We start from the raw sequence: 12,425 nt of genomic DNA, 5'->3' as shown, positions 1-12,425 counted from the left end.
TATAGCGGCTGGCGGGCGGTTTCGGAATGCACTACGGGTTGGTATTAAATTATTATGATTTGTGGGACAACAAACGGTAAACCACATGTCAGTAGCCGCAGCCCTAGCATTCGCCACCGATGAGCCGGTAATTACGGCCCGGCAATTTAAAAAACTCAGAAAGAACCCTGCATTAACGGCCGAAGCGGCAGGGCTTCATTACGTGCAGTCGGCCGACGCGCCCGGCTATATGCGCAAGGGAAAAGCGCCCCGCTTTTACTACACCGACGCCGATGGCCAGCGCTGTAAAGATCCCCAAACGATCAAACGCATCAAGTCGCTGGTACTCCCTCCCGCGTGGACGAATGTGTGGATCAGCGCCGACCCCGACGCACATTTGCAGGCCACGGGCATCGACGCCGCCGGCCGGAAGCAATATCGCTACCACCCCTACTGGAACCTCGTCCGGAACCAGACCAAATATTACAAACTACTCACGTTTTCGGAAGCACTGCCCGCATTGCGCGAGCAGGTGGAGCACGATCTCCGTAAACGCGACTTCGACCTTTCAAAAGCCATCGCGCTGGTGATCAAGCTCATGGACAAGACCTGCATGCGTGTGGGCAACCAACGCTACAAGATCCGGCACGGCTCCTCGGGCATTACCACCCTCGACGCGCGCTGCGCCACGATTACAGGCAGCCTCATTCGCTTTATGTTCACGGGTAAAAAAGGCATTAAACAGGATATCGTCCTGCGCGACAAGCAACTCGCGCGGCTGGTAAAGCAATGCAAGGAAATGCCCGGAAAAAGGCTGTTTCAGTACGTCACCGAAACCGGCGGGAAGTGCGCATTGAACGCGCAGCAAGTGAACGACTACATTCGTCGCTACACGGGCGCCAGCTTCTCTGCCAAGGATTTCCGGACGTGGATGGGTACCGTCACGGCATTTGAATACCTGAGCCACCAGGAAAAAGCCGCATCCCAAAGGCAGCTGACGCGCGTCATAAATACGTGCCTGGATGCCGTAGCGGCGCATTTGGGGAACACACGGGCTGTTTGCAAGAAGTACTATGTGCACCCGGCCGTTTTCAGGGCTTACGAAAACAACCGCATTCAGCGGTTTCTCAACAAAGAGGTAGAAGAAACTGCCTATTTCTCCGAAACGGAGCATCATGTGAAGACATTACTGGCACGTCCGGCCTGAGCATTCTGATGACATTCACACGCACGTGCGTCGCCAGCGCGTGCGTGGCGGGCAATATCTCCTACATATACGCAGGCGAAAAATGGCCTCCACAGCGTGTAAAGCCCCATTTAAAAAAGTGGCACAGCATTTGAAAGCCATGCAACTGTTTAAGAACAAAACTTGTCACAAACTAACATTGACACTCATGGAAACCAATGAAAATCTAGTTGAAGTACTGAACGACCTGATCAGAATTAATAACGACCGTATCGACGGCTACGAAAAAGCACTCGCGGAGGTTGAAGACATAGATGTAGACCTGAGGGGAATTTTCCAGAAAATGGCCAACGAAAGCCGCGAAAACATTAATGAGCTAAGTGCTGAAATACGCAACCTGGGTGGCGAAGTCGCAACAGGTACTACTGCTTCCGGGAAAATCTACCGCGTATGGATGGACATTAAGGCCACATTTACCGGCCACGACCGCACTTCGGTGCTCGAAAGCTGCGAATATGGCGAGGATGCAGCACAAGAAGCTTACGACGACGCCTTGGCCACCGATGCCGACCTTCCGGTAGATATCCGCCAGATCATCGCGAACCAGAAAGCAGAGCTGCTCGAATCGCACAACCTGATCAAGAAATACCGTGACCTGCACCAGGCAGTGAACTGACAAAGCAATATATAACGCGTATAAGAAAAATGGGTGAGACCGAAAGGCTCACCCATTGCTATGTTATTATGTTTTGGAAACTATCGCAGATCCACCACTTCCACGCCCGGATATTGCTTGGCATTGAAAGTGAATGAATTATCAGGAACATTTACATCCGCTACAAACTGGTCTACTTTGTAAGTTACTTCCTGTCCGTTTTTCTGGAAAATTTTCCAGCTGGCGATCGATTTATCAGCCTTGTTCACCTCGATCTGTACCTTATTAACCTGGCTGTTTTTATTGGTTGAGGTCAACTCCACTACTTCGAGCGCCTTACCGGCTTCCTGTTTTTCTTTTACAAAAGCTGATTTAAAGCCCTTTTTGTAGGCTGTGTAAATCTTCGTCGGGTCGAGGTCGCCGCCGGCTGCGGGGTCGACATCCTGCAAATTCACTTCGTTGGTTTCCTTGATGTACGTCGCCATCAGCTTACCGTCGTTAAAGATCTCCTGACCTGCCATTTTCAACCGAAACTTCGTGCCCTTCACGGTCGCTTCTCCTTTCAGCGGCTTTTCACCTTTGGTAATGTAGGTAAAAAGTGCTTTGAAGGATTTGATCTTCTGGTACTTGCTGCTCATGGCGTTCAGGATATCCGATGACTTTTTATCCCCCTGTGCATTGGAAGCCAATGGGTTCAAAAGGAAAATCGTCAATACCGCAAGCAGACAAGCACTCTTCTTCAAATTTCTCATATTCAATGATTTAAATACTTAGTGAGTTTATTAATTTAATTTACACCCATTGCGCGGAGGTGTTCTTCGAGCATGTTCAGATCGTGGAACATCACATCCCGCGCTTTGCTGCCGGTAAATGGCCCTACCACGCCGAGCACTTCGAGTTGATCCATAATGCGGCCTGCGCGGTTGTAGCCCAGCTTCATTTTGCGCTGGATCAGGGAGGTACTGCCCTGCTGATGGGTCACTATTAATCGGGCTGCATCCGGCAATAAACTGTCGAAATCGTCCGGATTCAGCTCGGCCTTGCCTTCCGCGGCATCTTCGCCTTCGTATTCAGGCAATGCGTAAGCTTCGTCGTAACCGCGTTGCCCGCCGATGTACTCGCAAATATCCTCGATCTCGCGGGTATCGATGAACGGACATTGCAGACGGATCACCTCCGAGTTGATCGCCAGCAGCATATCTCCTTGTCCTACAAGCTGTTCGGCACCACCCATATCGAGGATCGTCCGCGAGTCGATGCTCGACGTTACCCTGAAAGACAGACGCGCCGGAAAGTTGGCTTTGATCAAACCCGTAATAACTTTCACCGAAGGCCGCTGCGTCGCCACCACCAGGTGAATCCCCACCGCACGCGCCAGCTGCGCCAGACGTGCAATCGGTGTTTCCACTTCCTTGCCCGCCGTCATCATCAAATCCGCCAACTCGTCGATTACCAGCACGATATATGGCAGGAAGCGATGCCCTTTTTCCGGGTTCAATCTTCTCGCCGCGAATTTCTGATTGTATTCCTTCAAATTCCGTACCGCCGCCTCTTTCAGCAGGTCATAGCGCGAATCCATTTCGATACACAGGGAATTCAATGTAAAAATCACCTTTTTGGTATCGGTAATGATCGCTTCTTCCGCATTCGGGAGCTTAGCGAGGAAGTGCCTTTCCAGCTTGTTGAAAAGGGTCAATTCCACCTTTTTCGGGTCTACGAGCACAAATTTGAGCTCGGCCGGGTGTTTTTTGTAGATTAATGAAGCCAGAATGACGTTCAAACCCACCGACTTACCTTGTCCGGTAGCACCCGCCATGAGCAAGTGGGGCATTTTGGCCAGGTCGGCGATGTGGATATCGTTTGAAATGGTTTTACCCAAAACAATGGGCAAATCGTAAGTCGACTTCTGGAAGCGGTCGTTCGCCAGTACCGATCGTGCAAAAACCGTCTCCCGGTTCTTGTTCGGCACCTCGATACCGATCGTCCCACGGCCGGGCATCGGCGCGATGATACGAATACCGAGCGCGGCAAGGCTCAATGCAATGTCGCCTTCGAGGTTTTTGATCTTCGAAATCCGTACGCCCGCTTCCGGGATGATCTCGTAAAGCGTAACCGTCGGCCCGATCGTCGCCTTGATTTTAGATATATTGATACCATAGCTGCCGAGCGTGTCGACGATCTTGGTTTTATTGCTTTCTAGCTCTTCCTGGCTTACTTTTTCATGCTGATTTTCATGAACCTCGTTCAGCAGGTCGATCGTCGGGAAATGGTATGAGGGCAAATCCAGCATCGGATCATACTGCCCGAATTCGCGCAATATCGACGCGTGTACATCTTCGTCCTCGAACTCCTCTTCGGCGGCTTCGTTCTGCGTCGTATCCTCTACTTCCAGTTCAAGCAACGGTTCGGACGGCACAGCCGATACTTCCATCGGCATTACCGGCAGTTCAATGCTCGTTGACGCAGCTACCGACGGGGCCTGAGGTACGGCCGGCAATACTACCGCGGGATGCGGCGCTACGTGCGGGGCTTCTTCTTCTGTTTCCAGGTCATTATCCGGCTGTTCATCCCCTACCAGTACTTCGTCATCGTAAGTATCATTCACTACCGACACGAATTTGCTCTCAGGCACAGCTGCCTCTTTGGATTCTGCGGGAGAAAGCGATTCTTCTTTTCCATCTTCCACGGCGACTTCCGGTTTCGCATGCCGCGCCTGCCACGACTCGTACCTGTCGCGCACATCGTAAAAGAACACCGCGAAAACGAACAATGCGAAAAGGATCGGCACTACGCTCCCCCATTTCAGCCAGTCGAAAAGCGCGATATTTACCATATAGCCAAAGCCACCGGAAAGGAAGCTCAGGGTATTTTCGGTGTTGCTCATGAGGATAATGTAGCCCATCAGCACACTTACCCACAATGTAAAAAAGATCGACTCCTTGGTAGTCTTGCTCAATGGCAATATTTCCCTGCCGAACGCCATTTTCCAGCCTGCTACAAATGGTACCAGGGGCAGCAATAACGCTCCGACCCCAAACCAGCGGTAGACAAAAATGTGCGAAACCACCGCCCCGAGCACGCCCAGGAAGTTACGCGTCTGTCGGCCCGCATCGCGGATCGATTGATTCCCCAGGCCGTCAAGCACGCTCTGGTCCGACAGCCCGGTGACGATGTAGGAAAAAAAGGATGTTTCCAGGATTAATCCCAGGATGATAAAGAATGTGCCCCAGGCCAACGTATTCTTCGGGCTGGTGAAAATGTGCTCCCAATCGAGGGATACACGAAAACGGGGAGCGGCCGCGGCTTCCTCCGGTTTCTGGCGCTGTGTGTTACCTCTTGGCTTATTGACTGACATTTATTTCAATTCCGGGAATGCGTGAAGTGCTGTTTTACTGATGTTACTTCCTGACCAATGCCTTGCAGATCCTGCTGACCACACCGGGCCCTTCGTAAATAAAGCCGGTATAGAGCTGAATCAGGCCGGCACCTGCGTTTATTTTTTCCAAAGCATTGCCGGGAGTGGCGATACCGCCGACTCCGATAACGGGGAATGCATGATTGGATTGTTCACAAAGGTAACGAATAACTTCCGTCGAGCGATGTGTCAAAGGTGCGCCGCTCAATCCGCCCGCCCCTAACTGCGACACTTCCGCATGATCGGTTACAAGTCCTTCACGGCTGATCGTCGTGTTCGTCGCAATCACGCCCGCGATGCCTGTTTCCTTTACAATATCGATAATATCGTCGAGTTGACTGGTGGTCAGGTCCGGCGCAATTTTCAGGAAAATCGGTTTAGGGTTTGCCTTTTCGATATTACGCGTTTGTAATTCTTTCAGGATTTCGGTCAATGGTCCTTTTTCCTGTAAATCCCGCAGTCCGGGTGTATTCGGCGAGCTTACATTCACCACAAAATAGTCCACCACATCGAACAGCTCGCGAAAGCAGATCAGGTAATCGCTCAATGCCTGCTCGTTCGGGGTATCCTTGTTTTTACCAATATTCCCTCCTACCAGGATTTTCGATTTACGTTTCGCCAGTTTGGCGGCAGCCACCTGCACGCCTTTATTATTAAAGCCCATGCGGTTGATCAGCGCCTTGTCCTTTTTCAATCGAAACAGGCGCGGCTTGTCATTACCTGGCTGCGGTCGCGGCGTCACCGTCCCGATTTCGATATATCCGAAACCCAACGCCTCGAGCTGATCCACCAGTTCGGCATTCTTATCGAACCCCGCCGCCAGTCCTACCGGATTACGAAACCGCAAACCAGCCACTTCCTGAACCAGATCAGGATGCTCGTACGTGTACATTGCGCGCATGATCTGCGGCGCAAACGGTATCTTGAATGCAAAATGCAGCAGCTCACACACAAAATGGTGAATGCGCTCAGCGTCAAACAGGAAAAGTATAGGGGAGATCAGAATCTTATACATCCTGCAAAAATAGAATCTTTCGCAGGAAGGCGCGGGGAGGTTGGGGAATTTTATTTCTGAAAGTTCACGAGGTTACGATCAATCGCCGCCGTCGAGTCTTTTACCCAGTTTTTCGAGCAATTCGTCTATCATAAGTACATCGTGTAAATCTTTGGGGCGCCTGGCAAGTATCTTCAGTTCTCTCAGATCATTGATATGAATAAAATGAATTGTAAGACCTTCGACGGTGAGGAACTCCCTGGCACGACTACGGCAAGTATCATATTCCATGCGGAAGTGAACGACTGTCATGACATCAATAGGGCCAGCCAACCGAATATGCTGCGCCTTCTGAAAATCAACTTCTCTAAGTCTTGCGATTTCGTCCTCCTCGTAACTAAGTGCCATCAGCGTTTTGACAAATCGTTCTTTATTCTCCTTGGTAGGCCTTATCCATACATCGGCGTCTTGCGTATATCGCGCGATACCATTCATAGCCAGTGCCAGGCCGCCAATCAGCATATATTCTAATTTGTTTTCGGCAGCAGCTTTTACAAATCTGAGAAACTCAACATCTTCAACGTCCATAGGTTTATAGAGAATTAGTTTTCTAACAGCCTCCGGATAAACGATATCTTCCCCAATCTCACGAAACAGCAGGCGATGAAACCTTCTCAGCTTCCAGTAGGATTCCCATCGCTCTTCGAGACTGGATTCGATATTCATTTCCAGCTGGTCCTGATCGAGCTCCTCGAAGGAACCGAAGACTTTTATCTTTTTCCTTTCCATGTTGAACGTTGCCTGTTAACAAATATAACCAAAAAAAGCACCCCGCCCGGCGGGATGCTTTCACAAATGTGCAAAGTAACAGAACTACTTTTTTTCCGGCCAGACGTACTCGAAGTTGCCGTTGATCGGGGCGCCGAAGTAATTGACACCCAGGAAATCGAGGCGTTTTTTGTGGGTTTCGAGGCGTTTGCTGAAATCTTCGAAGTTGCGGCCTTCTTTGGAAGTCCAGCCTACTTCGGCCAATGCGGTGGCGCGGGGCCATACCATATATTGTACATAGGCGGGCGTTTTCATGTATTCGGTCCACACGTTGCCTTGTACGCCGAGGATGTGCTTCGCTTCGTCCGCTGAGAGTTCCGCCGGGGTTGGTTCGAAGGAGTAGGACTTCGCCAGGTCGGTGAAACCGCCGAATGCGACGGGTTGGGTCTTGGCATCGGCCTGGTAATGGTCGAGGTAGCAGAAGCCGCCCGGCGTCATCACCACGTCGTGGCGCTCTTTCGCAGCCGCAATGCCGCCTTCGGTACCGCGCCAGCTCATGACGGTCGCATTAGGCGACAAGCCGCCTTCGAGGATTTCGTCCCAGCCGATCATCCGGCGGCCTTTGGCGGTGATAAACTTGTCGATCCGCTTGATTACATAGCTTTGCAGCCCGTGCTCGTCTTTCAAACCTTCCTTCTGAATGATATTCTGGGCAAAACGGCTTTCCTTCCATTGTACTTTCGGGCATTCGTCGCCGCCGATGTGAATGTACTTGCTTGGGAAAAGGTCGATCACTTCGGTGAGTACGTCTTCCAGAAACTTGAAAGTCTCCTCGCGGGGCATGAAAACGTCGTCATAAACGCCCCATTTCGTGCCTACTTCATAAATTTTATCGGGATTGTTGCCCAGTTGCGGATATGCCGCCAATGCTGCGAGCGCATGGCCCGGCATTTCAATTTCCGGGATCACATTCACGAAACGGTCTTCGGCATATTTGATCACTTCCTTGATTTCCTCCTGGATATAGAAGCCCTCATAAGGTGTCCCATCGAACTTCTGATCGCGGTAATGTCCTTTCATGGTCTGCTTGCGCTTTGAACTGATGGTTTTCAGTTCAGGGTATTTCTTGATCTCGATCCGCCAGCCCTGATCATCGGTCAGGTGCCAGTGAAACTGGTTTTGCTTGTGCAATGCGATGAGGTCGATGTATTTTTTCACAAACTCTACCGGCATGAAATGGCGGCAGACGTCGAGCATCAGCCCGCGGTAAGGGTAACGCGGCACATCTTTTATCGTGACATAAGGAACAGTCCATTTGACACCGGCCACCGCCTTCTCGCTGAATACTTCCGCGGGTAGCAATTGCAAAAGCGTCTGAACGCCGTAGAATGCGCCCTTGGCAGTCTGTGCCTGAATGGTCACGCCCTTGGGGGTCGATAGCAGGCGGTAACCTTCTTCACCGAGGCTGGCATCCGAGGATACGGTAAGGGTAATGTCACCCTTGCCTTTCGTGGTTGTTACCGCTTGTCCGGTTGCCTTGGCGAGTTGCGCGGTGAGCATTTCCGCTACATGCGCCCACTTGGCGTCGGCGGGTGCTCCGACCTTCGTTTTTGCTTTAAGCGTCCATGCGCCTTTGGCGGTCAGGACCTGGGTGGGTTTGGGGATTACGTTGATCTGAGCAAATGCAGAGTGCACGAGCACGCAACAGATCAGTCCGAAAAGGAAACGCTTCATGGAGATAGGAATTCGGTATTTATTAAAATAATTTAAAAATAATGCAAGTTATCGTATTCCTATTTTAAAATACTGCGAATCTTAAATTTTTTATAATTTTATGTAATTATTTGAAAAAAGGGTACGTTACCATTAATACTTGTAACTTTGTACTCATTAAAGCTTTACAGCTTGTTTTTGTTACATTTTACAATATGCAATCAGCATTGTTGCGCTGCTTAACTCCTAATAAAATCTAAAATCCTATACCCGTGAAAAGAAGTCTGTTGCTGAACAGCATTGCATTACTTTTACCTACACATCTACTTCTCGCAACCCCCGGCACCCGCCCGGTTCCTGTGAAACATACAAAATCACAGCGAGCGCTCGGTGGTAAGCTTGTGGGCAAAATCGTGGAAGGCCCCGGCAGTACCGGCGTTGCATTTGCTACGGTGGCGTTGCTGATGCCCAAAGATTCGTCGCTCGTCAATGGCGCAGTGGCGGATGAAAACGGCGCATTCACGATCGCCGAAGTGGCGGCGGGCAGCTACATCCTCCGCGTAACCAACATGGGCTACGAGACGCTTTACCGCCCGAATGTCAAGCTGGCTGCCGAAGCCAGCCTGCTCGACCTCGGAAGCATTACCGTAAAGCCCGAGGCGCAAAAGCTCGCCGAGGTGATCGTGAAAGGCGAAAAGACCATGATTGTGGACGATATCGACAAGAAAATCGTCAACATCGGCAAGGATATGCTCGCTACCAGCAACAATGTGAGCGACCTTCTTGAAAAAGTACCGGCCGTCTCGCTCGACGAAAACGGTAACCCGCAGGTGCGCGGAAAAGGCAATGTGGTGGTGCTGATCGACGGCAAGCCGTCCAACCTCTACGGCAGCGACCTGCCTACAATCCTTCAATCTTTCCCGGCAAACCTGATCGAGCGGATCGACGTGATGACTACCCCTTCGGCGAAATATGAAGGCGAGGGAGCATCCGGGGTGATCGATATTATTACCAAAAAGACGAAAATCCGCGGAATGAACGGCGGTGCGCGGTTGAGCCTCGGCAACAAGAACAACAATGCGGCCTCGGGCTACCTGAGTTATAAAGCCGGGAAGTTTGGATTGAATGCATCGCTCAGCGGGCAAACGCGCGGTACGACCTGGGAAAGAGCATTGAGCCGCGACAATTTCGTAACGGAATCGACCTCTCATCTGCAACAGGACGGTACCGGCAGCAACAAAGGCAAGAACGCATTCGGCCGCGTTGGGATGAATTATGATTTCAACGACAAGAATTCCATTGAAGCCGGTGTGAATTACTCGCGTGACAACAATCGCAACAACAGCAATATCCTCAACGAAACAACGCTGGCCTCGGGTGTGGTATCCGAAAGCTTCCGCCGCCTGAACAACAGCAAAGGCAATGGCGACAACGTCAATTTCAGCTTTGACTACCGCCGGAAATTTGCCGATAAAGACCATCAGCTTAACTTTAATTCGAGCTACTCGCTGGGCGGGTCCGACGGGGAATCGTATTTCGCACAGGAAAGCACTGTCGACAGCCTGTTGCGCAACCAGCAGAACCTGCGCAATAACAATCGCCATTCGCTTTTCCTGAACGCCGATTACACCTGGCCCATTACTCCGAAAGCCACTCTGGAAGCCGGCGTGCGCTCCCGCACCAGTTCCAGCGACAACGTGAATGCATTCTATAACCTCGACCGTGAGACGAACAGCTACGTTTTCGACAATAATATCAGCAACATATTCGGCTACAAGGACGCTACTTACACAGGATTTATGACGTTCTCGCAAAAAACCGATCTCTGGGGTATCCGGGCGGGTTTGCGAGTGACCGATTACAACCAGGACATCGACCAGATCAGCCGGAACCAGGATTTCAGCGTGCATTTCCTCACGCTCGTGCCCTCCCTCGCGGTAACGCGCAAGCTGGGCGAATCGTCGCAGGTGAAGCTGAATTACAGCCGCCGCGTGCAGCGCCCCGAGGCCGACTGGCTGAACCCATACACCGACGTTTCCGATCCGCGCAACGTCAAAACGGGTAACCCGCACCTTCGCCCCGAGTTTACGCACAAGGCCGAAATGGGTTATTCCAACTATGAAGCCAACGGCGGCTGGGGACCATCGCTTTTCATGGATTATTCCAACAATGCGATCACGCAGATCCGCACGATCGACGAAGCGGGTGTTTCGCTTACCCGATATGATAATGTCGGTCGCGAGTTCAACTATGGCTTCGAAACCGATTTTTCTCAAAAACTCTTTGGCGACGTGCTGAAACTCAATGGCAGCGGCCGCATTTTCCGTAGCGAGGTGGTTTCGCCCCAGGCGCAGATCGACAACCGTACGTGGAGCTACTCCGGTAACCTCAATGCATTCATCACGCTTCCGGCCGATTTTCGCGCATCTGCGTACGTGAACTACGAGGGCCCTCGCGCGATTGCGCAAGGCACGCGTGAGGGCGTTTTCATTGCCAACATGGGTATCCGCAAAGACCTGCTCGAAAAGAAAGCGACCATCTCTTTCAATGTGCAGGATATTTTCTTGTCGCGTAATTACAAAAGCCAGCTCGCGACGGATACTTATATGCAGACTTCGAACTGGCACCAGACCAACCGACTCGTAAATGTGACTTTCCAATACAGGTTTGGCAAAATTTCCGCAAGTGGTGACGATGCATGATCTTTCGGTCAACAATTGTTAATATATGTGAAAAGGAAGGGTCGTATCGGCCCTTCCTTTTCATTTACAGACAGTTCCCGATTAGCGCAGGAAGCGCTTCCGGAATCATTTTTCCCAACCCGCGGCGCAATGGAACGGTTTTTGCAAATAGCTGGCGCAGGAGTCGATTAATTTTACTTATTTAAACCCCGAACACGCAAAGTGATCTAAAAAACGTGGTTCCAGGCAACCGAAATGCCGCCTACCGAACTTCGACAAAAGGTCTCAAACTTTAAACAAAAATTTTTACACAAATGAAAAAGCTCAAAATGCTGGCCGCATTGCTACTCGTAACGGCTGGTTCGTATGCACAAAAATTGCCTGCCGACTCCATATTCTCGCAATTTTACAAAGCGACGGGTGGGAAAGCGCTATGGGACGGCGTTAAGTCCTATAATCTGACGAGGAGCTATTCCGCCGCCGCAGCCACTCCCTATAATGCGGTGATCACGGCATCCATACCCGAGCAATCGATTTACAAGAATAAAACCATCATGAAACGCAGCTTCGTGTACACCGTGAAGGGCGACCAGGGATGGATCAAAGTGCCGATCGGGCAGAGAACGGACGTGAAAGACCTGAGCCAGGCCGAACAGCAAAATATGCGCATGGAATTGTACGATAACCTTGTGCCGTTCATCAATTACAAAGATCGCGGACTGATTGCAACGACCGTCGGCACTGAAACGCTCAATGGCGCGCAGGTGAACAATGTGGAATTGCAGGGAAAAGGGGTGAAATACAACCTTTACTTCGACGCGAAATCCGGATTGCTGGTTCGTCAGAAAACAAACCAGGGCGGTGTTGAAACCACTTCCGATTTATCAGAATATACCAAATCCGCGTATGGTATTTTGTACCCCGCCAAACTCGTGGAACTCAACAGCTCCGACAAAAAGCCGGTAACGATCAAATCAGCATTGAACGTGAACCAGAATGTAAACGTCGAACTGTTTAAAAGATAAAAACCAAGA

Annotated in this window: 9 protein-coding genes; 4 read left to right on the top strand and 5 right to left on the bottom strand. The window is 50.9% G+C overall.

Features of this window, described 5'->3' with window-relative positions; translation table 11 throughout:
* Positions 1-85: 85 nt before the first annotated feature.
* A complete protein-coding gene (locus BLQ88_RS31390) occupies positions 86-1,186 on the top strand; it encodes a DNA topoisomerase IB (protein ID WP_090156977.1) in 1,101 nt (366 codons plus the stop codon).
* Positions 1,187-1,373: 187 nt separating this feature from the next.
* Positions 1,374-1,841: a ferritin-like domain-containing protein gene (locus BLQ88_RS31385; protein ID WP_090156976.1), complete on the top strand. Its 468-nt coding sequence runs from the start codon at positions 1,374-1,376 to the stop codon at positions 1,839-1,841.
* 80 nt (positions 1,842-1,921) lie between these two features.
* Here the strand turns inward: BLQ88_RS31385 and lolA1 are convergent, their stop codons facing one another.
* The 5 genes from lolA1 to BLQ88_RS31360 form a co-directional block, all read right to left on the bottom strand.
* On the bottom strand, positions 1,922-2,572 hold the full coding sequence (gene lolA1, locus BLQ88_RS31380; protein ID WP_176885168.1) for an outer membrane lipoprotein periplasmic chaperone LolA1: 651 nt from the start codon (positions 2,570-2,572) through the stop codon (positions 1,922-1,924).
* Between the two features lie 35 nt (positions 2,573-2,607).
* Positions 2,608-5,175 carry an FtsK/SpoIIIE family DNA translocase gene (locus tag BLQ88_RS31375; RefSeq protein ID WP_090156975.1) on the bottom strand — a complete coding sequence of 856 codons (2,568 nt, stop codon included), beginning with the start codon at positions 5,173-5,175 and terminating at the stop codon, positions 2,608-2,610.
* A gap of 43 nt (positions 5,176-5,218) precedes the next feature.
* Positions 5,219-6,250, bottom strand: coding sequence for a quinone-dependent dihydroorotate dehydrogenase (locus tag BLQ88_RS31370; protein WP_090156974.1), 1,032 nt, complete (start codon positions 6,248-6,250; stop codon positions 5,219-5,221).
* A 78-nt stretch (positions 6,251-6,328) separates the two neighbouring features.
* Positions 6,329-7,018 (bottom strand): hypothetical protein, encoded by a 690-nt coding sequence (locus tag BLQ88_RS31365; RefSeq protein WP_229212950.1) that lies wholly within the window; start codon positions 7,016-7,018, stop codon positions 6,329-6,331.
* A gap of 84 nt (positions 7,019-7,102) precedes the next feature.
* Positions 7,103-8,731, bottom strand: a complete 1,629-nt coding sequence (locus BLQ88_RS31360) for a beta-N-acetylhexosaminidase (protein ID WP_090156973.1) — start codon at positions 8,729-8,731, stop codon at positions 7,103-7,105.
* Between the two features lie 251 nt (positions 8,732-8,982).
* Here BLQ88_RS31360 and BLQ88_RS31355 point away from each other — a divergent pair, with 251 nt between their 5' ends.
* Positions 8,983-11,412, top strand: a complete 2,430-nt coding sequence (locus BLQ88_RS31355) for a TonB-dependent receptor (RefSeq protein ID WP_229212949.1) — start codon at positions 8,983-8,985, stop codon at positions 11,410-11,412.
* A 293-nt stretch (positions 11,413-11,705) separates the two neighbouring features.
* On the top strand, positions 11,706-12,416 hold the full coding sequence (locus BLQ88_RS31350; RefSeq protein WP_090156971.1) for a hypothetical protein: 711 nt from the start codon (positions 11,706-11,708) through the stop codon (positions 12,414-12,416).
* The last annotated feature ends 9 nt before the right edge of the window (positions 12,417-12,425 follow it).

This window comes from Dyadobacter soli (genome assembly GCF_900101885.1).
GTDB lineage: Bacteria > Bacteroidota > Bacteroidia > Cytophagales > Spirosomataceae > Dyadobacter > Dyadobacter soli.
Note: the sequence above shows the minus strand (reverse complement) of the source record. Positions and strands in the feature narration are given on the sequence as shown.

What these genes read in the sequence shown, in the direction of transcription:
- BLQ88_RS31370 (WP_090156974.1), bottom strand. Translation starts at nt 6,250, where the DNA reads ATGTATAAGATTCTGATCTCCCCTATACTTTTCCTGTTTGACGCTGAG.
- BLQ88_RS31360 (WP_090156973.1), bottom strand. Translation starts at nt 8,731, where the DNA reads ATGAAGCGTTTCCTTTTCGGACTGATCTGTTGCGTGCTCGTGCACTCT.
- BLQ88_RS31390 (WP_090156977.1), top strand. Translation starts at nt 86, where the DNA reads ATGTCAGTAGCCGCAGCCCTAGCATTCGCCACCGATGAGCCGGTAATT.
- lolA1 (WP_176885168.1), bottom strand. Translation starts at nt 2,572, where the DNA reads ATGAGAAATTTGAAGAAGAGTGCTTGTCTGCTTGCGGTATTGACGATT.
- BLQ88_RS31375 (WP_090156975.1), bottom strand. Translation starts at nt 5,175, where the DNA reads ATGTCAGTCAATAAGCCAAGAGGTAACACACAGCGCCAGAAACCGGAG.
- BLQ88_RS31385 (WP_090156976.1), top strand. Translation starts at nt 1,374, where the DNA reads ATGGAAACCAATGAAAATCTAGTTGAAGTACTGAACGACCTGATCAGA.
- BLQ88_RS31365 (WP_229212950.1), bottom strand. Translation starts at nt 7,018, where the DNA reads ATGGAAAGGAAAAAGATAAAAGTCTTCGGTTCCTTCGAGGAGCTCGAT.
- BLQ88_RS31350 (WP_090156971.1), top strand. Translation starts at nt 11,706, where the DNA reads ATGAAAAAGCTCAAAATGCTGGCCGCATTGCTACTCGTAACGGCTGGT.